Genomic DNA, 24,630 nt, shown 5'->3' on the forward strand with positions numbered 1-24,630 from the left:
AGGTCTGACTGTTGCTTAAAACAGCCAGCGCCAGCAGGAGGCAGGACGCGCATGGGTTTTCCCGGAACATGGATGACGGAAAGTGAGAGCATGGTGTACCGCGTGGTGCCGAAATGCGCCTGTTCGACCATCGGCCAGATCATGTATTATTCCGATCATGGAGAGTTCTTTGACGGCGACATCCATGATGCCAAATCAGGCATTCATAAATGGGCCTTGGATGGATCGCAGGGGCCGATCACCGAGAATGTGACGGCGCGCAAGTCCTATGCCTTTACCTGTGTGCGCAACCCTTACACGCGAATCCTGTCGTCTTTCTTTGACAAGATTTGCGGCATTCAGCGCAACGGGCGGCGCTATCGCGGCAATCTGGTGCCGCTGCTGGTGCAGAAATATGGGATCGACGTAGGCGGTGAGGACGGCAAGGAGGAGTTCGACCAGATCGCGAGCTTCCGGCGGTTCCTGCTGTTCGCCCGCGATACTATTCGTTGGCGGCGGCCAATGGACCCGGACATTCATTGGTCGGCGGTCTCGGGCCATGTCAGCACCTTTATCGTCAATGGCGGCACCTACGACCAGATCTTCTGGACCGAGCGGTTCAACGATGGGATGCAGCAGGTGCTTGATGCCGTGGACACGCCGCACCCTGTCGATCTGGCGGCGATCCCGCGCTTTAACGAGAGCGAGGGCCATGGGCCCAAGCGGGCGCATCCGGTCGAGGATTACTTTGACGATCTGTCGATGCATCTGATGCGCGAGATCTACAAGCGCGACTTCGATCTGTTCAAATATGACTTCGACAACCCCGGCAATAAGCAACCCTTGGGTGAGATCGATCTTGATGAGGTGCACGCCAAACTGGGTGACTGAGCGGCAGCATCTTGCACCGGGGCGGGTCGCGCTCTACATGCTTTGGCATGTCACAGGTCAAATCCAGCTCCAAATCCGATCCGAACTACAAGGTGATCGCCGAAAACCGCCGCGCGCGGTTTGATTACGCCATCGAAGAAGACATCGAATGCGGCATCATCCTTGAAGGGTCCGAGGTGAAATCTTTGCGCGAAGGCGGGGCGAACATCGCCGAGAGCTATGCCGCGGTGGAGGATGGCGAACTGTGGTTGGTGAACTCCTATGTAGCGCCCTATAAGCAGGCCAAGACCTTTCAACATGAAGAACGGCGCCGGCGCAAACTGCTGGTCAGCCGCAAGCAATTGGCCGATCTGTGGAACGCGACGCAGCGCAAGGGCATGACGCTGGTGCCCTTGGTGATGTATTTCAACCATCGCGGCATGGCGAAGATCAAGATCGGCGTGGCCAAGGGTAAGAAGCTGCACGACAAGCGCGAGACGGCGGCCAAGCGCGATTGGTCGCGGCAGAAGCAGCGGTTGTTGAAAGATCACGGGTAGGTTTCGCTTCGACCGAGATTACCACCGGCCCGGAATCAAGCCGCAGGCGCCGGGCCATCGTCTGCCCGCCCGTCACGCCAAAGGCGTGCCAGAATATACTAGGCGCACCTTTGGTGCGACCGGCTAGGCGCTGGCCCTCAGCACGACTCATCCCCCTTCCACTTGCCAGCATCTCCCGCCGGTTATAGGCATGGGCAACGCCCGCGACGAAGGAGGCCCCCATGGCCGACGATCCCAAGACATTGGTTTCAACCGATTGGTTGGCTCAGCATCTGAAAGACCCGGACCTGCGCATCCTTGATGCCTCGTGGTATCTGCCCGACGCCGGGCGCGATCCGAAGGCGGAGTATGACGCCGCCCATATCCCCGGCGCGCGTTTCTTTGACATTGATGACATCTCGGACGCGCGTTCGGACCTGCCGCATATGGCCCCGCCGATCGAGAAATTCATGTCGCGGCTGCGCGCCATGGGTGTGGGTGACGGGCATCAGGTGGTGGTCTATGACGGCGCGGGGCTGATGTCCGCCGCGCGGGTCTGGTGGCTGTTCCGCCTGATGGGGCAAGAGAATGTCGCCGTGCTGGATGGCGGGTTGCCGAAATGGCAGGCCGAGGGGCGCGAGACCGAAGATATGCCCCCCGTGCCGCGCGACCGCCATATGACCGTGCGCTTCCAGAACCAATTGGTGCGCGATGTGACACAGGTGGCCCATGCCTCCAAACTCGGCGATCCGCAGATCGTCGACGCTCGCGCCGCAGCACGTTTCCGCGGCGATGCGCCTGAACCGCGTGCGGGGCTGCGCGCAGGCCATATTCCCGGCGCGCGCAACGTGCCCTTCACCGAATTGCTCAACGACGACAAAACGATGAAAACCCCCGAAGAGACCCGCGCCATTTTCGAGGCGGCGGGCGTGGACCTGTCGAAACCCGTCATCACCTCTTGCGGGTCGGGCATCACCGCCGCCGTGCTGGCGCTGGCGCTGGAGCGGCTGGGCCACCGCAAATGGTCGCTCTACGATGGCTCATGGGCGGAATGGGGCATGTTCCCCACCGTGCCCGTGGCCACCGGCGCGGCTTAATCCTTTACCGTTACCTTCCAACCGGAGAACCCCATGTTCGAGACGCTCAAGGCGCAACCCGCCGATAAGATCCTCGCCCTTGTACAGGCCTACCGCGAAGACCCACGCGACACGAAGATCGACCTCGGCGTCGGTGTCTACAAAGACGCCAGCGGCAACACCCCGGTGATGCGCGCCGTCAAAGCCGCCGAGCAGCGCATCTGGGAAAACCAAGACACCAAGGTCTACACCGGTCTTGCGGGTGATCCGACCTATACCAATGCGATGGCCGCGCTGGTTCTGGACGATGCCGTGCCGCGCGGCGCGATTGCGGCTGCCGCCACCCCCGGTGGCACCGGTGCCGTGCGTCAGGCCTTTGAACTGGTGCGTATGGCCAACCCCGAAGCGCGCGTTTTCGTCTCTGATCCGACATGGCCAAACCACCTGTCGATCCTGTCCTATCTGGGCATGGAAGTGGTGAACTACCGCTATTTCGACAGCGCGACCGGCGGCGTGAACTTCGATGGCATGATCGAAGACCTCAAGACCGCCAAGAAAGGCGATGTGGTCCTGCTGCACGGCTGCTGCCACAACCCCACGGGCGCGAACCTCAACAGCGCGGAGTGGGACGCGGTGATCGAAGTGCTGCAAAGCACCGGTGCCGTGCCGATGATCGACATCGCCTATCAGGGCTTTGGCGACGGGTTGGAAGCGGATGCCGCTGCGACGCGCAAAGTGGCCGCCTCGGTGCCGGAATGCCTGATCGCGGCAAGCTGCTCCAAGAACTTCGGCATCTACCGCGAACGGACCGGCATTCTGATGCTGGTAGCTGCCGAGGCGGCGCAGGGGCTGAACCAAGCCACTTTGGCCTTCCTCAACCGCCAGAACTACAGCTTCCCGCCCGATCACGGCGCGCGGATCGTGTCGACCATCCTGACCGATGACGAGCTCAAGGCCGATTGGATGGCTGAGCTTGAGGATGTTCGCAACGCCATGCTGGGTCTGCGTGAGCAGCTTGCGGGTGAGTTGCAGAAACTCTCTGGCTCGGACCGCTTTGGCTTCCTTGCCCAGCACCGGGGCATGTTCTCACGCCTTGGCACCACGCCAGATAAGGTCGATGCGCTGCGCGAAAAACATGGCATCTATATGGTTGGCGACAGCCGTATGAACATTGCCGGGCTGAACCAAAACAGCGTGCCGATCCTTGCTCGTGCGATCATCGACGTCGGTATCTAATCGCGCTCCGGGCCGTGCATGTCGCGGCCCGGTCAGCCTTCGATTGTTGCGGAACAATCGCCCTATGCCTCTATTCTGGCCTCTTTTAATCAAAACTTGGTCGAAATGGCATGTTTGGATAGCTTGAGTGAAAACTCAGGGTCGGGCCAATTTTAGAATCATTATTACAGTGCATCCGCTTGGATGTGAGCTTGCCAGCGGTAGAGCTGGTGATCGTGACAGCCACGCTTGTCACTGTGTTGGGCTATTGGGTGCGTGGGCACAGCAGCCTACCCGGTAAACATTGGTTTTTGCTGGCCATTCTGGCCATGGATTTCTGGCTTTTGTCGGTCGGGGTCGAACTTTCCGCCACCTCTGCCGCCTGCGCCTTTGGGGTCAGCCGTTGGGCGTGGATCGGCTTTGTGCTGCTGCCGACCTTCTGGGCTTTCTTCCTCTATGAATATGCGCTCGGGGCCAAGGTGCCGCGATGGCTGGTGCCGCTCTGCGCGGGGCTTGCGCCTGCGCTGATCACCCTCGCCGCGGTGACGAGCGGCTGGCATGAGACATTCTATGGCCCCGAAACCAAGTGGTTGCTGAGCGCAGAGGGGGCCTATGTCCAATCCGACCACGGCCCGCTGTTCTTCATCGCGATCACCTATCTTTACATGGTCATCATGGCGGCGGCGGTCGTGGCGGGGCGGGCGGTGCGTTCGGCCAACCCGGCGGTGCGCAGCTTTTTCCTCAAGCTTTTTGCCGCGACTCTGATCCCCATGGTGGCCAATCTGGCCTATATCTTGGGCGGCATCACCCTGTTCAATACCGATCCGACGCCTTTCTCATTCGCGCTTTCGCTGACGCTGGTGGTCTGGCTGGTGGCCGATAACCGCTGGATCGACGTGAACGCAATCGCGCGCGAGCTGTTGTTCTACAACAGCACCGATCCGGTTTTCGTGGTTGACCCGAGCGGCGCTGCGATCGAGACCAATCCAGCCGCCGCCGACCTCTTGCGTCGGGAGGCCGATCCCGAGGCCCCGCTGAGCGCCTTTGGAGAGTTGGGGCCGATCATCCGCTATCTCGCGGCCCATCGCGGCCTGCCCGATGTGACCGATATCCAACTGGGCCACCGTCATTTCGCCGTGCGCGCCCATGCGATTTCTCTGGGTGCGGGGCAGAAACAGGTGGGCTGGGCCGTGGCGCTTTTGGATGTGACCGTGCAAAAGATCGCCGCCGAAAAGGCCATCGCCGCCGAGCAGATGCAGGCGCAGTTCCTCGCCACGGTCAGCCATGAGCTGCGCACCCCGCTGACGGTCATCAACGGCGCGCTTGGCCTGTTGTTGCAAGGCGGGGCCAAGGTGAGCGATGCGCAAAAGGCGCGTTTGCTGGCAAAGGCCGCGGGCAGTTCCGAGACGCTGACGACCCTGGTCAATGATCTGATCGACACCCAAAGCCTCAGCAGTGCCGAGTTCAGCATCGACCTGCACCCTGCCGCTCTCGCCCCGCTGGTGCAAAAGGCCGTGGCCCGGGCCGAGAGCCTGCAACCGGAGAAGCATATCCGCTTCCGCTGCGAGATGCCCGAGACGGTGCTGACGGTCCAAGCCGATGCAGAGCGGTTGGGGCAGGTCTTTGGAAATGTGCTGTCGAACGCAGTGAAATTCTCTGCCCCGGGCGGGCAGGTGGAGGTCAGCCTTCAGCAGTCCGAAGGCATGGCGCATGTGCAGGTCAGCGACAGCGGCTGTGGCATCCCGCCGGGCGCGGAGGAGCAGGTCTTTGCGCCTTTTTCGCAGGTCGATGGCTCCGACACCAAGGTCGCCTATGGCAGCGGTCTGGGAATGCATATCACCCGGCAGATTCTGGACCGGCACGGGGGCAGCATCCGTTATGTGAGCGCCCCGGGTGTCGGCACGACCTTTACGATTTCTTTACCTCTAGTGGCCTAACGCAAACCGCCCGGCCATTGCTGGCCGGGCGGTCGATTGTTTGGCGATGTCGCCGGGGCTTAGCCCTTGGCGAACTCGGGGTAGGCTTCCATGCCCAGTTCCGACATGTCCAGACCGGTGATCTCGGCCTCTTCGCTGACCCGGATGCCACCGGCGGCTTTCAGGATCAGCCAGACGACGAAGCTGACGATGAAGACAAAGAGGCCAACCGCGGCGAAGCCGATGATCTGTGTGACGAAGGATGTGCCTTCGGTATAGACCGGCACGACCAGCGTGCCCCAGAAACCGGCGATCAGGTGAACCGGGATCGCGCCGACCACATCGTCGATCTTGAACTTGTCGAGCATCGGCACGGTCAGCACCACGATGACACCGCCCACGGCACCGATCCAAAGCGCACCAAACAGCGTCGGGTCAAGCGGCCCTGCAGTGATCGAGACGAGACCGGCCAGCGCGCCGTTCAGCACCATGGTCAGGTCGACTTTCTTGTACATCACCTGCGTCAGGATCAGCGCGGCGACGGCACCGGCAGCAGCGGCCATGTTGGTGTTGGCAAAGATCTGCGCCACGGCGTCAACGTCTTCGATGGTGCCCATGGCAAGCTGCGACGCACCGTTAAAGCCGAACCAGCCCATCCACAGGATGAACGTGCCCAAAGTGGCGAGGGCAAGGTTGGAACCCGGCATCGGCACGACGCGGCCATCCTTGCCGTATTTACCCAAACGCGGCCCCAGAACGATGGCCCCGGCAAGGGCAGCGAAACCACCAGCGGCGTGCACGAGGGTCGAGCCGGCGAAGTCGCTGAAGCCCATGGCGGAAAGGAAACCGCCGCCCCACTGCCAGGACGCTTCGATCGGGTAGATGAAGCCGGTCAGCACGACCACGAAGATCAGGAAGGGCCAAAGCTTGATCCGCTCGGCCAGCGCACCCGACACGATGGAGGCGGTGGTGGCGCAGAACATCAACTGAAAGAAGAAGTCGGACGCGTTGGAGTAGCCGCCCGCGTCGATCTCGGATTTGATGTCCTTGGTCGCGAAGGTGCCAAAGACGCCTTCCATGATCCAATTGCCGTCGCCGGGATACATGATGTTATAGCCCACGAGCCAATACATGACCGCGGCAAGCGCAAAGAGGCCCATGTTCTTGGTCAGCTGCGTGGTGACGTTCTTGGAACGCACCAGCCCCGCTTCCAGCATGGCGAAACCCGCCGCCATCCAGAAGACGAGGAAGCCGCCGATCAGGAAAAGCAGGGTGTTGAAGATGAAGGTCGTATCCGCCAGCGTCGCGTATTCCGCGTCCTGTGCCAGCGCCAGCCCGGGCAGGGCGCTGACCGCCGCTGCGAGGGGAAGTATTAAGATGGGTTTCATATGGTCGTTTCCTGTCTGCGGGTCCGAATGCGTGCTTACCGAAGCGGGCGGCTGCCCGTGCAGCATGAGAAAACCGGATATCAGGCGCTCTTGGACAGGTTTGCCTGCCATATTTGCGCCATTGCGTGGCAGTGCCGCCTAAAAAGCGGGCGCAGGCTGGAATCTGCCTATAAATTAATCAGACATTTGACGCCGATTGGACCTTGCAGCGCTAAACAAACCGCTGCAGTCAGGCTAAAGTGGCGAAAAATAGGGCCGAGCAGGCGATATTATGACCGACAAGAACAAGCGCAAACGCCCTTTGGTGGCCGACAAGCGGTATCCCGGTAAGGCCAAACCCAAGGCCAAGACCGCAGCGCGGGGCAAACCGGCCACGCGCAAGGCCGCGCCTGCCCGTCGCAAAGCCGCCCGTCCCAAACGCCCCCGGCGCGGCGGTATCCTCGGCTTTTTTGCGGGGGTGGCCCGTTGGATTTGGCGGCTGATCTGGACCATCACATGGCGGGTGAGCCTTGTGATCTTCCTCGTGCTCGCCTTGGCGGTTGGCTATATCTACACCACGATCCCGCCGCTCGAAACGCTGCTGGATGGCCGCGCGCGCGGCTCTGTCACTATGCTCGACCGTGAGGGAGAGGTCTTTGCATGGCGCGGCGACCAGTTTGGCGGCGTGGTCTCGGCGGAATCGGTTTCCAAACATCTGAGAAACGCGGTCATCGCCACCGAGGATAAGCGATTCTATCGCCATCTGGGCGTCAGCCCGCGGGGCATCGCCTCGGCTGTGCGCATCAACCTGAGCGAGGGGCGCGGGCCGCTTTCCGGCCACGGCGGCTCGACCATCACCCAGCAGACAGCCAAACTGCTCTGTCTAGGGGAGCCCTATGACCCCAGCAGCGGCATGACGGAAAAGGAATATGAGGCGGAATGCCGTCGTTCGTCCTTGGGCCGTAAGGCCAAGGAAGCGCTCTTTGCCATCGCGATGGAGCTGAAATACACCAAAAACGACATCCTCTCGATCTACCTTAACCGCGCCTATATGGGCGGCGGTGCCTTTGGGGCGGAGGCCGCGGCGCAGCGGTTCTTCGGCAAACCCGCAGCGGCCCTCTCGCCTGCCGAAGGCGCGATGCTGGCCGGTCTTTTGACCGCGCCCACGACGCTTTCGCCCACCAACAATCTGGACCGGTCGCAAAGCCGCGCCGCCACGGTGATCCGCCTGATGGAAGAGCAGGGCTATCTCTCTGCCGCCGAGGCTGATGAGGCCATCGCCAACCCCGCGCAACTGTCCGAGGCGGCAGAGGCCGAGGCGGGCGGTTACTTTGCCGATTGGGTCATGTCCTCGGGGCCGGAATTCTTTACCCGCAACACCACCGAAGACGTGATCATCAAGACCACCCTCGATCAGCGCATCCAGCGCGCAGCCGAGGAAGGCTTGAAATGGGTGTTTGAGAATAAGGTCCGCGAAGGCTCCAAGGCGCAGGCGGCGATCGTGGTGATGTCTTCTGATGGCGCGGTGCGTGCGCTGGTGGGCGGGCGCAAGACCAAGGTCGCGGGCGCCTTCAATCGCGCCACGCAGGCGATGCGTCAGACTGGCTCGGCCTTTAAACCCTTCATATATGCCGCGGCGCTCGATCTGGGCTATTCGCCCAATGACATCATCGTGGATGAGCCCTATTGCCTGAATATCCCCGGTTCGGGACAGTGGTGTCCCAAGAACTACACCAAGAGTTTCAAGGGGCCGGTGACCCTGACCGAGGCGCTGAAAAGCTCGCTGAACATTCCGGCGGTAAAAGTCTCGGAAAGCGTGGGCCGCGAAACGGTGAGTTCGGTCGCCACGCAGTTCGGCATCAAAAGCGATCTGGCCGCTGGTCCGGCGCTGGCGCTTGGCGCATCGGAGAGCACCCTGCTTGAAATGACCGGCGCCTATGCCGGTATCCTCAACGGCGGCTCATCGGTGACGCCCTATGGGTTGGTCGACCTGCGCCTTCTGGGCGAGACGGAGCCGCTGATGGGCACCGGGGGCGGCATCAACGAACGTGTGATCCAAGAAGATGCCGCACGCCAGTTGGTCTATATGATGGAAAAGGTGATCTCTGAAGGGACCGGCCAGCGCGCCAAGTTTGGCGGGCGGCAATTGGCGGGCAAGACCGGCACCACCTCGGCCAACAAGGATGCTTGGTTCGTCGGCTTCTCGGCGGATTATGTTGCCGGGGTCTGGATGGGCTATGACGACAACACGCCGCTTACCGGGGTCACGGGCGGTGGCCTGCCCGCAGAGATTTGGCGCGAAACCATGAGCCGCGTGCATGAGGGGATGCCCCTCAAGGAGTTGCCGATGCAGGCGCCCGCCCCGCCCAGCAATCTGAGCGAGGCACAGCCCGAACCTCAGCCACAGCTGCAACCCCAAGGCGGTGGCAACCAAGGCGGCGGCGCGGACAATGTGATCGACCGGGTTCTGCGCGATATCTTTGGCGGCGGCAGCAGCGGCAGCGGGGCCAGCGCGCCCGCGCCGAACTTCCTTGACCGCTGAGGCGGTCGGAGGCGGGCCGAAAAATCAATAGCATTGGGTTGTTAAACTCAGTATCAATTCCCCAAAGGCGGGAAGGTGCTGCGCGCGTGGCGGGCAGCGTTGAAGGGGTTTGATGCAAAGCGATGTGGTGAACAGGGGGCTGTCCGAGCTGCGTCGCGTGCGCAGGCGCAGCCGTGGGCTTTATTGGGCGGTGGCCCTGTTCAGCCTTTTTGCCAATATGCTCATGCTCACCGGCCCGCTCTATATGTTGCAGGTCTATGACCGCGTGCTCGGCTCGGGGTCAGAGGAAACGCTGATCGCCCTCTCGGTTCTCGTCGTCTTTCTCTATGCGGTGATGGGGCTTTTGGATTACACGCGCGGTCGGATCATGGCGCGGGTGGGGGCGCGGTTTCAATCCGATCTCGACCGGCGGGTGTTCGACGCGGTGGTGCGCAAATCTGCCGTGGCCCCGGATGTGAAAACCAACGCGGGCCTTGCCGATCTCGAAGCCGTGCAGCGCCTCATGACCTCCCCGGTGCTGATGGCCGCCTTTGACGCGCCATGGACGCCGATCTTCTTTGCCGCGATCTTCTTGTTCCACCCGATGTTGGGCTGGCTGGCCTTGGGCGGTGCCGCCGTGCTGGTGGCAATCGCGGTGGCCAATCAAATGCTGTCGCGCGAAAGCCAAGCCCGGGCTGGCATCTCGGGGCAGGCGGCGGATGCCATGTCGGGCCAGATCAGGGTCGAGGCCGAGATGGTGCAGGCCATGGGGATGCGCGATGCCGCCTTTACCCGCTGGCAGCAGGCCCGGGGGCAGGCGCTGGCGCAGCAGGTGAAATCGATCGACGTGGGCGGCACCTTTACCGCGATGACCAAGACGCTGCGGCTGTTTCTGCAATCCGCCATGCTGGGCCTCGGCGCTTGGCTGGTCTTGAAAAACCAGATGACGCCGGGCGCGATGATCGCAGGCTCGATCCTCTTGGGCCGGGCGCTGGCACCGGTGGAACTGGCGTTGAACCAATGGCCGGTGGTGCAGCGGGGCCGGGCCGGTTGGGCCAATTTGGCACAGCTTCTGGGTGCGGTGGGGGAGGAGCCCGCGCGCACCGCCCTACCACAGCCAAAGGCAAAACTCGCCGCAAAGGCGCTGACCGTCGTGGCGCCGGGTGAGAAACAGGCGGCGCTCAAGTCGATCAACTTCACCGTTGAGCCGGGGCAGGCGGTTGGCGTGATCGGCCCCTCGGGGGCGGGGAAATCGACCTTGGCCCGCACGCTCACCGGGGTCTGGCCGCCCGCGGGCGGGTCTATCCGCCTCGACGGGGCCGCGCTGGAGCATTACGGGAGCGAGACCTTGGGGCGGCATATCGGATATCTGCCGCAGCGCGTTCAGCTGTTCGACGGCACCATTGCCGAAAATATCGCCCGCCTCTCCCCCAATCCTGACGACGCCAAAGTGGTCAAGGCGGCCAAGATGGCGGCGGCCCATGAGATGATCCTCGAATTCCCGCAAGGCTATGACACGCCCATCCGCGCGGGGCAGGTGCGGCTTTCGGGCGGGCAGATGCAGCGGATCGGGCTCGCGCGGGCGCTGTATGATGACCCGGTGATCGTCGTGCTGGATGAGCCGAACTCGAACCTCGACAATACCGGCTCTCAGGCGCTGAACCACGCGATCCGGCAGATGAAGGCCAGCGGGCGGTCCGTGCTGATCATGGCGCATCGCCCGGCGGCCATTCAGGAATGCGACACGCTGCTGGTGCTGGATAACGGCATGCGCAAAGCCTTTGGCCCCAAGGATGAGGTGCTGGCCGGGATGGTGCAAAACCACCGCGAGATCCAGAAAGCGCCCGCGCGCTCGGGGGGCGTGGTATGAACGCTCGCGCTGACAAAGACTGGTCGGCGAGGCGACCCCTGATCCTTGGGTTCATCGGGCTGCTCCTGCTCTTCGGCGGTTTTGGCACTTGGGCGGTGACCAGCCAAATCGCCGGGGCGGTCGTGGCCTCGGGCCGGATCGAAGTCGACCGCAACCGGCAGATCGTCCAGCATGAGACCGGCGGTGTCGTGGCCGACATCCTTGTGGATGAGGGCGACAGCGTCGCCGCCGGGGATGTGCTGCTGCGGCTGGATGCGGAGCAGTTGACCTCGCAATTGGCCATCGTCGAGGGGCAGCTTTACGAGCTTATGGCCCGCCGCGGACGGCTGGAAGCGCAGCGCGACGAGGTCGAGACGGTCACATTTGACGAAGAGTTGCTGACCGCCGGGGCGACGAACCCTGACGTGCAGGAACTCGTGGACGGGCAGCGCAACCTCTTTGACGCGCGCCGCGTCAGCGTGGCGCAGGAGCTTGAGCAATTGGGCAAACGCCGGGCGCAGATCAACGCGCAAATCCGCGGGGTCGACGCGCAGGAGGCCGCGCTTTCGCGGCAGTTGGAGCTGATCGAAGAGGAATTGGCCAATCAGCAATCGCTGCTGGACCGGGGTCTGACGCAGGCTTCTGCCGTGCTGACCCTCATGCGCGAACAGGCCCGCCTGCGCGGCCAGATCGGAGAGCTTTCGGCGCAAAAGGCCCAGTCACAAGAGCGGGTGACCGAGATCGACATCGAACGGCTCAAACTGCGCTCCGCCGGGCGGGAAGAGGCGATCACCCAGCTGCGCGATCTGCGCTACCGTGAGTTGGAGATGGCCGAGCAGCGCCGCGCGCTCAGGGCCGAGATTGACCGCCTTGATATCCGCGCCCCGGTCTCCGGCGTGATCTATGGCATGCAGGTGCAGACGCCCCGTTCGGTCGTGCGCGCGGCGGAGCCGCTGATGTATCTCGTTCCGCAGGACCGTCCGCTGATCATCGCCTCGCAGGTGCAGACCATTCACATCGATCAGGTCGCCGTGGGCCAAGAGGTGAACCTGCGTCTTTCGGCGCTGAACCAGCGCACCACGCCGGAACTGGTGGGCAAGGTCCTTCAGGTCTCAGCCGATTCCATCGAGGATGACGCCACCGGTCAGAGCTATTACCGGGCCGAGATCGCGCTGAACCCCGGTGAGACGGATAAGCTGGAGGAAGGCACCATCCTCCTCCCCGGCATGCCGGTCGAGGCTTTCATCCGCACCGGTGAGCGCTCCCCCATGGCCTATTTGCTGAAACCGATGGCCGACTATTTCGCCCGCGCCTTCCGCGAAAGCTGAGGCGGGGCAGGTGGCAAAGGGGCTTTCCCTTGGCGCGGCGGGCGGTTAGCGTCCGCCCCAGAACCGCAACCAAAGGAAGCCCGTCATGTCCCTGACCGCCCGCCTTGCCGATCTCGGCATCACCCTGCCCGATGCGCCCGCACCCGCCGCGAACTACGTGCCCTTCGTGGTCACCGGCAATACCGTCTATGTCTCGGGGCAAATCTCCAACGGGCCGGATGGGTTGATCACCGGGCGTTTGGGCGCTGATATGGATGTCGACGCCGGTGCTGCCGCCGCGCGCAGCTGTGCGCTGAGCCTTCTGGCGCAGGTCCGCGCCGCTTGTGATGGCGATCTGGACCGGCTCAAGCGTGTGGTGAAATTGACCGGCTTCGTGAACTCCACCGCCGATTTCACCGACCAGCCCAAGGTGATCAACGGCGCCTCCGATTTCATGGTCGAGGCGTTGGGCGATGCGGGCCGTCACGCCCGTTCGGCGGTTTCTGCCGCATCGCTGCCGCTGGGTGTCGCCGTCGAAATCGAAGGCATCTTTGAGATCGAATGACCCTTCCTGCCGCCTTTTTGAACATTCCGCTGGCGCATCGCGCGCTGCATGACCTCGCCGCTGGACGGCCCGAGAACAGCCGCGCCGCCGTGCGCGCGGCTGTCGATGCGGGGCTGGGTATCGAGATTGACCTGCAACTCAGCGCCGATGGCAAGCCGATGGTGTTCCACGATTACGGGTTGGAACGGCTGACGGCAGAGCAGGGCGCGGTTCGGCTGCGCGATGCGAGCGCCCTCGCCGCGGTCCCGCTGATGGGCGGTGATGAGGGGATTCCGACGCTTGAGGACATCCTCGACCTCGTCGCCGGGCGCGTGCCGCTCTTGGTGGAGTTCAAGGATCAGGACGGTGCCATGGGGCCCGATGTTGGTGCGCTTGAGGCCGCCGCGGCGGAACTGCTTGGCCGCTACCGCGGTGATCTGGCGGTCATGTCCTTCAACCCGCATTCGGTGCGCGCGCTGGCCCGGCTTTTGCCCGAGGTGCCGCGCGGTCTGACCACCAGCGCCTATCGCCCCGATGAATGGCCGCTGCCCGCCGCGACCTGCGACCGGCTGCGCGAGATTCCCGATTACGCCGACAGCGGGTCTAGTTTCATCAGCCATGAGGCCGACGATCTGAGCCGCCCGCGTGTGGCTGAACTCAAGGCCGAAGGGGCGGCGGTGCTCTGCTGGACGATCCGCAGCCTAGCGGAGGAAGAAATCGCGCGTCAGGTGGCGCAGAACGTGACCTTTGAGGACTATCTGCCGCGCCCGGGCCCTTGATCCGCGAGGCCGAGGCCACACATAGGACGCAAGGCAGGCAAGGCTCAGATGAACGCGCAGGAAATCGAGATTACCGTGGTGCCGGAATTGGCGCAGATCGGCCAAGAGGATTGGGACGCCTGCGCCTGTCCCGAGGCCGCGGATGGGGGCCGTCCGCGCGATCCTTTCACCACCTATCGCTTCCTCTCGGCGCTTGAGCGCAGCGGCTCGGTCGGCCCCGGCACCGGTTGGCAGCCGCAGTATCTGGTGGCGCGGATCGCAGGCCAAGTGATCGCCGTCGCGCCGATGTATGCCAAATCCCACAGCCAAGGCGAATATATCTTCGATCACAACTGGGCCCATGCCTATGAGCGCGCGGGCGGGCGCTATTACCCGAAACTTCAGATCGCGGTGCCGCATACGCCCGCCACGGGGCGGCGTTTTCTGGTGCGGCCCGGGTTCGAAGAGGCGGGCACCGCCGCGCTGGTTCAAGGCGTGGTGCAGCTGACCGACAACAACGCGCTGTCGTCGCTGCATGTGACCTTTTGCACCGAGGGCGAAGTCGCGCGGGCCGAAGAGCTCGGCCTGATGAGCCGCAAGAGCCAGCAGTTCCATTGGCACAACCGCGACTATGCCGATTTCGACGGGTTCCTCGCCAGCCTGTCCTCGCGCAAGCGCAAGAACATCCGCAAGGAACGCGCGCAGGCGCAGGATTTCGGCGGCAGGATCCATACCTTCACCGGCGACCAGATCGAGCCGGAACATTGGGATGCCTTTTGGCAGTTCTACCAAGACACCGGCGCGCGGAAGTGGGGCTCGCCCTATCTTACGCGGGACTTCTTTGACCATGCGCAGGAAAATCTGCGCGACGATATTGCATTGGTGCTGGCCGAACGTGACGGGCACTGGGTGGCCGGGGCACTCAACTTCATCGGGCGCGAGACGCTCTTTGGCCGCTACTGGGGCTGTACCGAACACCACCCCTTTTTGCATTTCGAACTGTGCTACTATCGCGCCATGGATTTCGCCATTGCCCACCACCTTGCCCGTGTCGAGGCGGGCGCGCAGGGCGAACACAAGCTCGCGCGGGGCTATCTGCCTTCGCCCACATGGTCGCTGCATTGGATGCGCGACCCGGGCTTTGCCGCCGCAGTGGGGGAGTATTTGCAGGCCGAACGGGACGCCGTGGACGAAGAGATCAGCGTGCTGACCGACTACGGCCCTTTCAAAAAGACGACGATCGAGGAACAAGAATGACCGAGAGATTAAGCATCGAGACCCGCAAGACGCTGCTGCAACCGCTGTTCAACACGGGCTGGGAAATGGTCGAAGGCCGGGATGCGATCCACAAGACGTTCAAGTTCAGTGATTTCGTGGATGCCCTTGGCTGGATGACAAGGGTGGCTATTTGGGCGGAAAAGTGGAATCACCACCCGGAATGGAGCAACGTTTACAACCGGGTGGAGGTAACGTTGATCACCCATGACGTGGATGGCCTCAGCTCGCTCGATGCGAAGCTGGCGCGTAAGATGGATGGTCTCTTTGGGGCCGGCAAAGACTGACGGAGAGACCGGATGCAAGATTTGTTTGAAACCGAATTGTGGCAGGGCAAGACAGTTGCCGATCTGCTGACGCTGGAGTTCTTGGCCAGCGCGGCGGGGTCGGTGATCGCCGCGATTGCCATTTTGCTGCTGGGGTGGATCATCTCCAGTTGGCTGCAGCACCGGGTTGAGAACCTTGGCAAGCGGCACAAACACCTTGATGAGATGCTGTTCGAATTTCTGGCTTCCATCGTGCGCTATGTGGTGCTGGGCTTCACTGTTCTGTTCGTGCTCAACACTTTCGGGGTCAAAACGACCTCGGTCGTGGCAGTCATCGGTGCGGCGGGTCTGGCGATTGGTCTGGCCCTGCAAGGCACCCTGTCGAACGTGGCCGCGGGCGTCATGCTGATCCTGTTCCGCCCGATTAAAATCGGCGATTTCGTTGTGATCGCGGGCGAGATGGGGACGATCAAACAGATCAACCTGAACTACACGGTTCTCGCCGATCTCAGCAACGTGCAGGTCATCGTGCCGAACTCTGAGGTTTGGGGCAATGTCATCACCAACTATTCCGTCAACCCGACGCGCCGGGCGGAGTGGACCTTTGGCGTGGGCTATGGCGCGAACCTCAAGACCGCCGAGGATATCATCCGCAGCACGATCATGTCGGATGAGCGCGCGCATGCGGATCCCGAGCCCTTCATTCAGGTGAACAACCTCAACGATAGTTCGGTAGATTTCCTTGTGCGGGTCTGGTGCAGCGCGGACGATTACTTTGCCTTCAAGGCCGATATGACCCGTAAGGTCAAAGAGGCGCTGGATGAGGGCGGGGTGGATATTCCGTTCCCCACACGCACCATCGTGCAGGCGGCGGAATAGACCTTCGCATCTGCGGTCCTTCGCGGAGCACCTCGATCAGCAAAACGCCCGGCCAATCTGGCCGGGCGTTCGCATTCTACATATTGTCCAGCAACGCTTCGCCGCCGGAAATCTCGCAGGTGCCTGCGCTTTCTTCGGGCTGCCAGAGGGTGACCTTACCGTCCTCGACCAGCATCGCATAGCGTTTTGACCGGCCCACCAGCCCGGCGCCCTCGGCGTCAAACTCCATGCCGATGGCGCGGGTGAACGCGCTGCTCGCGTCGGCGAGCATGGTGATCCCGGCCTCAGTCGCGCCGGTCGCCTCGCCCCAAGCCTTCATCACGAAAGGATCATTGCAGGAGATGCAGATCACCTCATCCACGCCCTTGGCGTCGAACTGATCCTTGGTGCGCACGAAGCTGGGCACATGGGCAGAGTGGCAAGTCGGCGTGAAGGCGCCCGGCACGGCAAAGATCACCACTTTGCGGCCTTTGACCTTGTCGGCCATCTGCACCGGTTCGGGCCCGTCGGCGCCCATCTGAACCAGTTTCGCGTCCGGCAGTGTCGAACCTTGAGAAATCGTCATGGGATAGCCTCTCCTGTCATTGCGGTTGTCTTGGGGCCAGATATAGGCTTTGACCGCGACTGAGACCAGATCAATCGGGGGATGGCAGATGCAGCATGTGGTGGTGATCGGAGCCGGGCAGGCGGGAGCGTCATGCGTGGCAAAACTGCGAAGCGGCGGGTTCGAGGGGAAAATCACCCTCATCGGCGCCGAGCCGTGCCCCCCTTACCAACGCCCGCCCCTGTCCAAAGGCTACCTGCTGGGGGAGATGAGCCAAGAGCGTCTCTTGCTCCGGCCCGAGGCATTCTACGCCGATCAAGGGATCACGCTGAAAACCGACTGCCGCGTCACGGCGATTGATCCTGAGGCGCGGGTGCTGAGCACCTCCGACGGCGCTGTCGCCTATGACGAACTGGTGCTCGCCACCGGCTCGATCCCGCGCCGCTTGCCCGCCGCGATTGGCGGGGCGCTGGAGGGTGTCTTTACCGTGCGCGATCTGGCGGATGTCGATGCCATGGCCCCGCGTTTCGTCAAGGGTGCGAAGGTGCTGATCGTCGGCGGCGGTTATATTGGGCTGGAGGCGGCGGCGGTCGCGGCCAAGCTTGGGCTTGAGGTCACGCTGGTGGAAATGGCCGACCGGATCCTGCGACGGGTCGCGGCGCCGGAGACCAGCGATTATTTCCGCGCCCTGCACGAAAGCTACGGCGTACGCCTGCGCGAAGGGGTGGGGCTGGAGGGGCTTTTGGGCGAGGGCCATGTCACCGGCGCACGGCTGAGCGACGGGACAGAGATCGCCGCCGATTTCGTCATCACCGGCGTCGGCATCGAGCCCGACATCGCGCTGGCCGCCAGCGCGGGGGTCGAGATCGACAACGGCATCAAGGTCGACGCGCAGGGCCGCACGAACCTGCCCGGCATCTGGGCGGCAGGGGACTGCACCTCATTCCCCTATCGCGGCGGGCGCATCCGTCTGGAAAGCGTGCCGAACGCCATCGATCAGGCCGAGGTTGTGGCCGAAAACATCCTCGGCGCGGGCAAGGAATATGTCGCCAAGCCTTGGTTCTGGTCTGACCAATATGACGTGAAACTGCAAATCGCCGGGCTGAACACAGGCTATGACCGCGTCGTCACCCGCCGGGGCGAGGGCAGTGCGTCCTTCTGGTATTACCGCGGTGAGACTTTGCTGGCCGTCGATGCCGCAAATGATCCACGGGGCTATATGGTCGGCAAACGGTTGATTGAGGCGGGCAAATCGCCCGACCCCGCCTTGGTCGCGGACCCCGAGACGGACCTCAAGGCGCTGCTGCGGGCATGAGGATCATCGCTGGGAAATACCGGGGCCGGCCGCTGGCCGCACTTGGCAAGGGCGACGCCGGGGCACATCTGCGCCCGACCTCGGACCGGGTGCGCGAAAGCCTTTTTTCGATGCTGACCCATCACGACGTGATCGAAGGCGCGCGGGTGTTGGACCTCTTTGCTGGCACCGGCGCGCTTGGGTTCGAGGCGCTGTCGCGCGGGGCCGCGTCGGTTTGTTTCGTCGAGAATGGCCGCAGCGGGCAGCGGCTGATCGGGGAGAATATGCGCAAGCTGGATACGGCGGCAGACACGCAACTGCTGCGCCACGATGCCACGCGGCTGGGGCCGTGGACGCAGGCGGCTTTCGATCTGGTCTTTCTCGACCCGCCCTATGGCAAGTCCATGGGGCAAAAGGCGCTTGTCGCGGCGGCCGAAGGCGGCTGGCTCGCCCCCGGCGCGATGGTCGTCTGGGAGGAAAGCGCCCCCATGCAGGCGCCTGAGGGATTCGCCCGGATCGACACGCGCAAATATGGCGATACCCATGTGACCCTGTTGGAAAGGGCCACCAACTAACCGGGTTCCCTAGGTTCAGCCCGCGTGAGGTTGTACCTTGTATTTTCCGACAAAATAAGTCACCTATTGCCCGAAGGCCCGATACGCCCTGTGTCGGGACCATGGTGATTTTCAAGGAAGGACATCCGATGCGCCTCAAAGCGTCCACGGCCATTGCGCTGATCACATTCGCCGCCGCCCCGGCATTCGCCCAAGGCAAGGCCGAGGTGCTGGACACCTATGCCGACATCGCGCAGGCCGGATACGAAGACAGCCTGACCACCGCGCAGACCCTGCAAGCCGCCGTCGAGACGCTGATCGCCTCCCCCTCTGCTGAGGCGCTTCAGGCGGCGAAAACCGCATGGCTGGCCGCCCGCGTACCCTACCAGCAGACCGAGGTGTTCCGCTTTGGCAATGCCATCGTCGATGATTGGGAAGGCAAGGTAAACGCATGGCCGCTGGACGAAGGTCTGATCGACTATGTCGACGCCTCCTATGGCGGTGAGACGGATGAGAACCAGCTGGCGGTTCTGAACGTCATCGCCAACCCGACATTCACGCTTGGCGGGGAAGAGGTGGACGCAACCGAGATTACGCCAGAACTGCTCGAAGGGCAGTTGCATGAGGCGGGCGCGGTCGAGGCCAATGTCGCCACCGGCTACCATGCCATCGAATTCCTGCTCTGGGGCCAAGACCTGAACGGCACCGACCACGGCGCGGGCGACCGTCCCTGGACCGATTACGCAGCGGGTGACGACTGCACCGGCGGCAATTGCGACCGCCGTGGGCAATACCTCAAGGCCGCCACCGATCTCTTGGTCAGCGATCTGGAATGGATGGCCGGTCAATGGGCCGAAGGCGGTGAGGCGCGCGCCACCGTGCTGGCCGACGAAGACGCCGGGATCGACGCGATCCTGACCGGCATGGGCTCGCTCTCCTATGGCGAACAGGCCGGGGAGCGGATGAAGCTGGGCGTCATGTTGAACGACCCCGAGGAAGAACATGATTGCTTCTCGGACAACACCCACAACAGCCACTACTATGACGGGCTGGGCGTGCGGAACGTCTATCTGGGCGAATACCTGCGCGTCGATGGGCGTGTGGTCTCGGGCGCGTCGCTGTCCGATCTGGTGACCAGTGCCGATGCCAGCGTCGACGAAGACCTGCGCGCCAAGCTGAACGCCTCCATGGTGGAGCTGGGCCAGATCAAGACCGCCGCCGAAGCGGGTTTCAGCTATGACATGATGCTTGAGCGCGGCAATGCCGAAGGCGAGGCGCTGATCATGGGCGCGGTCGACGCGCTGGTGAACCAGACCCGCGCCATCGAACGCGCGGTGACGGCTCTGGGCGGTGACGAGATCGCCTTTGAAGGCTCCGACAGCCTCGACGCGCCGGAGGCCGTCTTCCAGTAATCCTAAACTTTCCCCCGGGCCGCGCTGTCGCGGCCCGGGGCCAGCCAAGGAATACGCAAAACCATGATTGTTTGTCACTGTCAGAACATCACCGATCGCGACATCAACAATGCCATCGACTGGATGCGCGCCTCGGACGCGCGAACGGTTATTACTGCCGGCAAAGTATACCGCGCTTTGGGCAAAGCAGCCGATTGCGGGGGGTGCATGCCTCTCTTCTTGTCTACCATGCGCGGAAATGGCAACTTTTCCGTGCCTGTGCTGAAAACCACTCTACGTCAGGCGAAACCAAACAAGGAGACAGGTTCATGAAGGGCGACGACAAGGTCATCGAATATCTCAACGCTGCATTGCGCAGCGAATTGACGGCGGTCAGCCAGTACTGGCTGCATTACCGGCTGCAAGAAGACTGGGGCTATGGTCGGCTTGCCGATAAATCGCGCGAGGAAAGCATCGAAGAGATGAACCACGCCGACAAGCTGATCGAGCGGATCATCTTCCTCGAAGGGCACCCCAACCTGCAAAAGCTGGACGCGCTGCGCATTGGTGAAACGGTCAAGGAATGCCTTGAGGCCGATCTCGCCGCCGAGCATGAGGCCCGCACCCTCTATATCGAAGCGCGCAATCACTGCGATCAGGTGGGCGACTATGTCTCGAAGAACCTGTTCGAAGAATTGATCGCCGATGAGGAAGGGCATATCGACTTCCTCGAAACCCAACTGGCGCTTCAGGCGGAACTGGGCGAGGCCGTCTATGGTCAGCTTCAGGCCAAGCCGACAGACGACAGCAAGTAACCACGACAGGCAGGCCCGGTTTCGGGCCTGCCGCTTATCCAAGGCATTTCCCATGCGATTCCTCATTCCGATGCTCACGGTGGCCGCCGCGAGCATGGCCGCCGCCGCCCCGCAAGCTTTGGAGGAACCGCATCTCAAGGTGATCCCCCGCACCGCGGAAGAGGCCGCCCGGATCGCCAAGGTCACCGCCCCTGCGACCGAATTCGACAAGCCCGAACCCTTTGAGACGAACCCCGCAGGGGCCGCCACGGTCAGCCCGCGCGGCAATGCCGATGCGTTTTCGCTGCCTTCGGGCAATATCCCTTTCGAGCGGGAGTTGGATTTCAAGGTCGGCAACGGGCTGTTCAAGAAACTCTGGGTCTCTTCGCCCTCGTCGACGCTGGCCTCTGACGGGCTGGGGCCGCTCTTCAACGCGCGTTCCTGCCAGCGCTGCCACCTGAAAGACGGGCGCGGCCATCCGCCCGAGGGGCCTCAGGATGACGCGGTGTCGATGTTCCTGCGCATCTCGGTCCCCACGCCCCCCGAAGAGGCGATGAGCGAGATCGAGGCCTTCCTGCTCTCGGTCGGCGACAAGACCCCGCGCACGCGGCCCGATCCTGTCTATGGTGGGCAATTGCAGGATTTCGGGGTGGCGGGCCATCCGGCGGAGTACCGTCTCGGCGTGCGTTATGAAAAGGTGGAAGTCGCCCTGTCTGAGGGGGAGACCGCCAGCCTGCGCCGCCCGACCTACAGTGCCGAAGACCTCGGCTATGGCCCCTTGGCCGAGGGCGCGATGCTCAGCCCCCGCGTCGCCCCGCCGATGATCGGGCTTGGCCTGCTAGAGGCGATCCCGGCGGCAGATATCTTGGCGCTGGCCGACCCGGAGGACGCCGATGGTGATGGCATCTCGGGCCGGGCGCAGATCGTTTGGTCCTTTGAACACGCGCGCCCGATGCTGGGCCGTTTCGGCTGGAAAGCCGGCGCACCGACGATCCGCGAGCAATCCGCCAGCGCCTTTGCGGGGGATATCGGCATTTCCTCCCCCATTTTCGACGCGGCATGGGGCGATTGCACGACCGAGCAGACCGCCTGCCGCGCGGCACCCCATGGGGATGGTGACGACCGTGGCGCCGAGATCGACGCCGAAGGGCTGGATCTGGTGACTTTCTACAGCCGCAACCTGGCCGTGCCCGCCCGCCGCGATGTCGGCGCGCCTGAGGTGCTGCGCGGCAAGGCGGTGTTTCATGAGGTGGGCTGCACCTCGTGCCACCAGCCGAAATTCGTGACCGAACGGTTGGAGGACCAGCCCGAGCAGAGCTTTCAGCTGATCTGGCCGATGACCGATCTTTTGCTGCATGACATGGGCGAAGGGCTGGCCGACAACCGCCCCGAGGGCCGCGCGAACGGGCGCGAGTGGCGCACCGCGCCGCTCTGGGGCATCGGCTTGACCGAACAGGTCAACGGCCATACCCAATTCCTGCACGATGGGCGGGCGCGGTCGCTGCTCGAAGCGGTGCTCTGGCACGGCGGCGAAGCCCAGCCCGCCCGTGATGCCGTGGTCGACATGCCCAAAGCCGACCGTGACGCCCTGATCCGCTATCTGGAGAGCCTCTGATGCGCAGCCTGCTGACCGCCACCTTCCTTCTGACCGCCGCCCCCGCCCTTGCCGGGGTTGGAGGAGGTGATCCAAGACCACGCGCTGCCCGGCGCCGCCCGTTTCGCCTCGGCTACGGCGGCGCTTGATACGGCGGCGCAGGCCGATTGCACCGATGCCGCCCTGCGCCCGGCCTATCAGGAGGCTTTCGACGCATGGCTCGGCATCGCGCATTTGACCCTCGGCCCGCTCGAGGAAGACGGGCGCGGGCTGGCCATCGCCTTTTGGCCCGACACGCGCGGCATGGTGGGGCGCAGCGTGGCGCGGATGGTGGCCGAAGAAGACCCGATCGCGACAAGCGGGGATTACGCCGAAGTCTCCATCGCCGCGCGCGGGCTCTTTGCGCTGGAACGGCTGCTTTATGACGATGACTTCGCGGGCTACGAGGCTGACAGCTATAGCTGCGCACTGGCCCGCGCGATGGCGGCCGATCTGGCGGAACTGGGGCGGGAGGTCGACACCGCATGGCGTGAAGATTTCGCCGCCACGCTCCGCAGCGCAGGGGAGGCGGGCAATGACCGTTTCCTCAGCCCGCGCGAGGCGTCTCAGGCGCTTTACACCGCCCTTGCCACCGGGTTGGAGTTCGTGGCGGACCAACGTCTGGGCCGCCCAATGGGCCGTTTCGACGCCCCCAAACCGCAGGTGGCCGAGGCGCGCCGTTCGGGCCGCAGCCTGCGCAATGTGGTCCTGTCGCTCGAAGCATTGCACGGACTGGCCGACACGCTGTCGGACGCGCCCACCCCCAAGACCGATGCCGCATTCGACCGCGCCTTGAGCGCCGCGCGCGCGTTGGAAGACCCGGTCTTTGCCGGGGTGGCCGATCCGATCAGCCGTATCCGGGTCGAGGCGCTGCAAAACGATGTGCGCGCCATTTCCGAGGCGGTGGGGGCAGAGATCGCCCCGGCGCTTGGCGTCTCGGTTGGGTTCAATTCGGCGGATGGGGATTGATGCCCTCACGCCGCCATTTCCTCGCCGGTCTCGCCGCCGCGTCGAGCTTGCCCGCAATGGGCTGGGCCGCCGCGGGAAGCCCCGTCTACCTTGCCGCCGCGCGTGACCCTTCGGGGGCCTATGCGCTTTTCGGGCTGGACGGGTCCGGCCACGACATTTTCCGCATTCCGCTGCCCGACCGGGGCCATGCCGCCGCCGCCCATCCCACCGCGCCCGAGGCGGTCGCCTTTGCCCGCCGTCCGGGACGTTTCGCGCTGGTGATCGACTGCGAGCAGGGCCGTGTTGCCCATCGCCTCGACGCGCCGGAGGGGCGGCATTTCTACGGGCATGGGGCGTTTTTGCAAGGCGGGGCCATCCTCGCCACCAGCGAAAATGACATCGACAGCGGCGAAGGGCGCATCGGCCTGTGGTCCCGCGCCAAGGGCTATGCCCGGATCGGAGAGATCGCCTCGGGCGGGGTTGGGCCCCATGAAATCCGCCGTTGGTCCGAGGATGTGCTGGTGGTGGCCAATGGCGGCATCCGCACTCATCCCGACAGCGGGCGGGAGAAGTTGAACATCGATGTGATGCGGCCCAATCTGTCTTATGTCAGCCTCTCGGGCGAAGTGCTGGAGCAGGTTTCGCTGCCTGATGACCTGCATAAGAATTCGATCCGGCATCTGGCCTTGGCGCCGGACGGGCAGGTGGCCTTTGCGATGCAATGGCAGGGGGAGCCGGGCGACGGCGTGCCGCTGCTGGGCCTGCACCGGCGCGGGGAAAAGCCGATCTTGGCCGAGGCCGATTTGGCCGAGCAAATAGCAATGCAGGGCTACGCGGGCAGCGTGGCATTTGCGGCGGATGGCGGGGCGGTCGGGATCACGTCACCGCGCGGCGGGCGGCTGCATGTCTTTGACAACCGTGGTTCTTTCCTCGCCAGCCATCGCCGCGCCGATGTCTGCGGGCTGGCACCGGGCCGGGGCGGCTTTGTGGCCACGGATGGGCTGGGCGGTATCCTGTCGCTGCAAGAGGCCACGCTGTCGCGGCTGACCACGGCCAAGCGGGCGTGGGACAACCATTTGGTTGCCATCGACGCATAGGCGGGCGGGGGCCGTGC

At 63.6% G+C, this 24,630-nt stretch carries 23 protein-coding genes; 21 read left to right on the forward strand and 2 right to left on the reverse strand.

Annotated features, from left to right (window positions below):
- Positions 1 to 51: 51 nt before the first annotated feature.
- The 5 genes from ACGYK9_RS08775 (at position 52) to ACGYK9_RS08795 (ending at position 5,613) form a co-directional block, all read left to right on the forward strand.
- The gene (locus tag ACGYK9_RS08775) at positions 52 to 870 is read left to right on the forward strand and encodes a sulfotransferase family protein (RefSeq protein ID WP_394409623.1); all 819 of its coding nucleotides are present in this window, start codon (positions 52 to 54) and stop codon (positions 868 to 870) included.
- Positions 871 to 917: 47 nt separating this feature from the next.
- Positions 918 to 1,406: an SsrA-binding protein SmpB gene (gene smpB / locus ACGYK9_RS08780; protein ID WP_067266812.1), complete on the forward strand. Its 489-nt coding sequence runs from the start codon at positions 918 to 920 to the stop codon at positions 1,404 to 1,406.
- Between the two features lie 221 nt (positions 1,407 to 1,627).
- Positions 1,628 to 2,482, forward strand: coding sequence for a 3-mercaptopyruvate sulfurtransferase (gene sseA / locus ACGYK9_RS08785; protein ID WP_394409626.1), 855 nt, complete (start codon positions 1,628 to 1,630; stop codon positions 2,480 to 2,482).
- Between the two features lie 33 nt (positions 2,483 to 2,515).
- Positions 2,516 to 3,697 (forward strand): aromatic amino acid transaminase, encoded by a 1,182-nt coding sequence (locus tag ACGYK9_RS08790; RefSeq protein WP_394409628.1) that lies wholly within the window; start codon positions 2,516 to 2,518, stop codon positions 3,695 to 3,697.
- Positions 3,698 to 3,912: 215 nt separating this feature from the next.
- Positions 3,913 to 5,613: a histidine kinase N-terminal 7TM domain-containing protein gene (locus tag ACGYK9_RS08795; protein WP_394422486.1), complete on the forward strand. Its 1,701-nt coding sequence runs from the start codon at positions 3,913 to 3,915 to the stop codon at positions 5,611 to 5,613.
- 59 nt (positions 5,614 to 5,672) lie between these two features.
- Here the strand turns inward: ACGYK9_RS08795 and ACGYK9_RS08800 are convergent, their stop codons facing one another.
- Positions 5,673 to 6,980, reverse strand: coding sequence for an ammonium transporter (locus tag ACGYK9_RS08800; protein WP_394409632.1), 1,308 nt, complete (start codon positions 6,978 to 6,980; stop codon positions 5,673 to 5,675).
- Positions 6,981 to 7,251: 271 nt separating this feature from the next.
- On the opposite strand from ACGYK9_RS08800, the gene ACGYK9_RS08805 reads away from it, so the two are divergent.
- The 8 genes from ACGYK9_RS08805 (at position 7,252) to ACGYK9_RS08840 (ending at position 16,358) form a co-directional block, all read left to right on the forward strand.
- A complete protein-coding gene (locus ACGYK9_RS08805) occupies positions 7,252 to 9,501 on the forward strand; it encodes a transglycosylase domain-containing protein (protein ID WP_394409634.1) in 2,250 nt (749 codons plus the stop codon).
- Positions 9,502 to 9,613: 112 nt separating this feature from the next.
- Entirely contained in the window at positions 9,614 to 11,350 is a 1,737-nt protein-coding gene (locus ACGYK9_RS08810; RefSeq protein ID WP_394409637.1) for a type I secretion system permease/ATPase, read from the forward strand.
- Entirely contained in the window at positions 11,347 to 12,657 is a 1,311-nt protein-coding gene (locus ACGYK9_RS08815) for an HlyD family type I secretion periplasmic adaptor subunit (RefSeq protein ID WP_394409640.1), read from the forward strand. The genes ACGYK9_RS08810 and ACGYK9_RS08815 overlap by 4 nt, the downstream gene beginning before the upstream one ends.
- Positions 12,658 to 12,742: 85 nt before the next feature.
- The gene (locus ACGYK9_RS08820) at positions 12,743 to 13,201 is read left to right on the forward strand and encodes a RidA family protein (RefSeq protein ID WP_209218518.1); all 459 of its coding nucleotides are present in this window, start codon (positions 12,743 to 12,745) and stop codon (positions 13,199 to 13,201) included.
- Positions 13,198 to 13,959, forward strand: a complete 762-nt coding sequence (locus ACGYK9_RS08825; protein WP_394409643.1) for a glycerophosphodiester phosphodiesterase family protein — start codon at positions 13,198 to 13,200, stop codon at positions 13,957 to 13,959. Before ACGYK9_RS08820 ends, ACGYK9_RS08825 begins: the two co-directional genes overlap by 4 nt.
- 48 nt (positions 13,960 to 14,007) lie before the next feature.
- Positions 14,008 to 15,195, forward strand: a complete 1,188-nt coding sequence (locus ACGYK9_RS08830) for a GNAT family N-acetyltransferase (RefSeq protein ID WP_394409646.1) — start codon at positions 14,008 to 14,010, stop codon at positions 15,193 to 15,195.
- Complete coding sequence (locus ACGYK9_RS08835; RefSeq protein ID WP_271692850.1) at positions 15,192 to 15,500, forward strand: 4a-hydroxytetrahydrobiopterin dehydratase; 309 nt, start codon at positions 15,192 to 15,194, stop codon at positions 15,498 to 15,500. The genes ACGYK9_RS08830 and ACGYK9_RS08835 overlap by 4 nt, the downstream gene beginning before the upstream one ends.
- A gap of 12 nt (positions 15,501 to 15,512) precedes the next feature.
- On the forward strand, positions 15,513 to 16,358 hold the full coding sequence (locus tag ACGYK9_RS08840; RefSeq protein ID WP_394409649.1) for a mechanosensitive ion channel family protein: 846 nt from the start codon (positions 15,513 to 15,515) through the stop codon (positions 16,356 to 16,358).
- 76 nt (positions 16,359 to 16,434) lie between these two features.
- Here the strand turns inward: ACGYK9_RS08840 and ACGYK9_RS08845 are convergent, their stop codons facing one another.
- Positions 16,435 to 16,923: a peroxiredoxin gene (locus tag ACGYK9_RS08845; protein ID WP_209218513.1), complete on the reverse strand. Its 489-nt coding sequence runs from the start codon at positions 16,921 to 16,923 to the stop codon at positions 16,435 to 16,437.
- Positions 16,924 to 17,011: 88 nt separating this feature from the next.
- Between ACGYK9_RS08845 and ACGYK9_RS08850 the strand changes: the two genes are divergently transcribed.
- From ACGYK9_RS08850 to ACGYK9_RS08885, 8 genes are all read left to right on the forward strand, one after another.
- A complete protein-coding gene (locus ACGYK9_RS08850; protein WP_394409652.1) occupies positions 17,012 to 18,217 on the forward strand; it encodes an NAD(P)/FAD-dependent oxidoreductase in 1,206 nt (401 codons plus the stop codon).
- Entirely contained in the window at positions 18,214 to 18,771 is a 558-nt protein-coding gene (gene rsmD / locus ACGYK9_RS08855; RefSeq protein ID WP_394409655.1) for a 16S rRNA (guanine(966)-N(2))-methyltransferase RsmD, read from the forward strand. Before ACGYK9_RS08850 ends, rsmD begins: the two co-directional genes overlap by 4 nt.
- A gap of 128 nt (positions 18,772 to 18,899) precedes the next feature.
- The gene (locus tag ACGYK9_RS08860; protein WP_394409658.1) at positions 18,900 to 20,162 is read left to right on the forward strand and encodes an imelysin family protein; all 1,263 of its coding nucleotides are present in this window, start codon (positions 18,900 to 18,902) and stop codon (positions 20,160 to 20,162) included.
- Between the two features lie 63 nt (positions 20,163 to 20,225).
- Positions 20,226 to 20,474, forward strand: coding sequence for a bacterioferritin-associated ferredoxin (locus ACGYK9_RS08865; protein ID WP_271692854.1), 249 nt, complete (start codon positions 20,226 to 20,228; stop codon positions 20,472 to 20,474).
- On the forward strand, positions 20,471 to 20,956 hold the full coding sequence (gene bfr, locus ACGYK9_RS08870) for a bacterioferritin (protein WP_136720255.1): 486 nt from the start codon (positions 20,471 to 20,473) through the stop codon (positions 20,954 to 20,956). The genes ACGYK9_RS08865 and bfr overlap by 4 nt, the downstream gene beginning before the upstream one ends.
- Before the next feature lie 70 nt (positions 20,957 to 21,026).
- Entirely contained in the window at positions 21,027 to 22,550 is a 1,524-nt protein-coding gene (locus ACGYK9_RS08875; protein WP_394410002.1) for a di-heme oxidoredictase family protein, read from the forward strand.
- A 66-nt stretch (positions 22,551 to 22,616) separates the two neighbouring features.
- Positions 22,617 to 23,537 (forward strand): imelysin family protein, encoded by a 921-nt coding sequence (locus tag ACGYK9_RS08880; RefSeq protein ID WP_394409662.1) that lies wholly within the window; start codon positions 22,617 to 22,619, stop codon positions 23,535 to 23,537.
- A complete protein-coding gene (locus ACGYK9_RS08885; RefSeq protein ID WP_394409665.1) occupies positions 23,537 to 24,613 on the forward strand; it encodes a DUF1513 domain-containing protein in 1,077 nt (358 codons plus the stop codon). The genes ACGYK9_RS08880 and ACGYK9_RS08885 overlap by 1 nt, the downstream gene beginning before the upstream one ends.
- Positions 24,614 to 24,630 lie beyond the last annotated feature (17 nt).

The organism is Sulfitobacter sp. 1A15258 (assembly GCF_043557045.1).
In the GTDB taxonomy this organism is placed as follows: Bacteria; Pseudomonadota; Alphaproteobacteria; order Rhodobacterales; family Rhodobacteraceae; genus Sulfitobacter; species Sulfitobacter faviae.

Coding starts and splice junctions, on each gene's coding strand:
- ACGYK9_RS08775 (WP_394409623.1), top strand. CDS start 52: ATGGGTTTTCCCGGAACATGGATGACGGAAAGTGAGAGCATGGTGTAC.
- smpB (WP_067266812.1), top strand. CDS start 918: ATGTCACAGGTCAAATCCAGCTCCAAATCCGATCCGAACTACAAGGTG.
- sseA (WP_394409626.1), top strand. CDS start 1,628: ATGGCCGACGATCCCAAGACATTGGTTTCAACCGATTGGTTGGCTCAG.
- ACGYK9_RS08790 (WP_394409628.1), top strand. CDS start 2,516: ATGTTCGAGACGCTCAAGGCGCAACCCGCCGATAAGATCCTCGCCCTT.
- ACGYK9_RS08800 (WP_394409632.1), bottom strand. CDS start 6,980: ATGAAACCCATCTTAATACTTCCCCTCGCAGCGGCGGTCAGCGCCCTG.
- ACGYK9_RS08805 (WP_394409634.1), top strand. CDS start 7,252: ATGACCGACAAGAACAAGCGCAAACGCCCTTTGGTGGCCGACAAGCGG.
- ACGYK9_RS08810 (WP_394409637.1), top strand. CDS start 9,614: ATGCAAAGCGATGTGGTGAACAGGGGGCTGTCCGAGCTGCGTCGCGTG.
- ACGYK9_RS08815 (WP_394409640.1), top strand. CDS start 11,347: ATGAACGCTCGCGCTGACAAAGACTGGTCGGCGAGGCGACCCCTGATC.
- ACGYK9_RS08820 (WP_209218518.1), top strand. CDS start 12,743: ATGTCCCTGACCGCCCGCCTTGCCGATCTCGGCATCACCCTGCCCGAT.
- ACGYK9_RS08825 (WP_394409643.1), top strand. CDS start 13,198: ATGACCCTTCCTGCCGCCTTTTTGAACATTCCGCTGGCGCATCGCGCG.
- ACGYK9_RS08830 (WP_394409646.1), top strand. CDS start 14,008: ATGAACGCGCAGGAAATCGAGATTACCGTGGTGCCGGAATTGGCGCAG.
- ACGYK9_RS08835 (WP_271692850.1), top strand. CDS start 15,192: ATGACCGAGAGATTAAGCATCGAGACCCGCAAGACGCTGCTGCAACCG.
- ACGYK9_RS08840 (WP_394409649.1), top strand. CDS start 15,513: ATGCAAGATTTGTTTGAAACCGAATTGTGGCAGGGCAAGACAGTTGCC.
- ACGYK9_RS08845 (WP_209218513.1), bottom strand. CDS start 16,923: ATGACGATTTCTCAAGGTTCGACACTGCCGGACGCGAAACTGGTTCAG.
- ACGYK9_RS08850 (WP_394409652.1), top strand. CDS start 17,012: ATGCAGCATGTGGTGGTGATCGGAGCCGGGCAGGCGGGAGCGTCATGC.
- rsmD (WP_394409655.1), top strand. CDS start 18,214: ATGAGGATCATCGCTGGGAAATACCGGGGCCGGCCGCTGGCCGCACTT.
- ACGYK9_RS08860 (WP_394409658.1), top strand. CDS start 18,900: ATGCGCCTCAAAGCGTCCACGGCCATTGCGCTGATCACATTCGCCGCC.
- ACGYK9_RS08865 (WP_271692854.1), top strand. CDS start 20,226: ATGATTGTTTGTCACTGTCAGAACATCACCGATCGCGACATCAACAAT.
- bfr (WP_136720255.1), top strand. CDS start 20,471: ATGAAGGGCGACGACAAGGTCATCGAATATCTCAACGCTGCATTGCGC.
- ACGYK9_RS08875 (WP_394410002.1), top strand. CDS start 21,027: ATGCTCACGGTGGCCGCCGCGAGCATGGCCGCCGCCGCCCCGCAAGCT.
- ACGYK9_RS08885 (WP_394409665.1), top strand. CDS start 23,537: ATGCCCTCACGCCGCCATTTCCTCGCCGGTCTCGCCGCCGCGTCGAGC.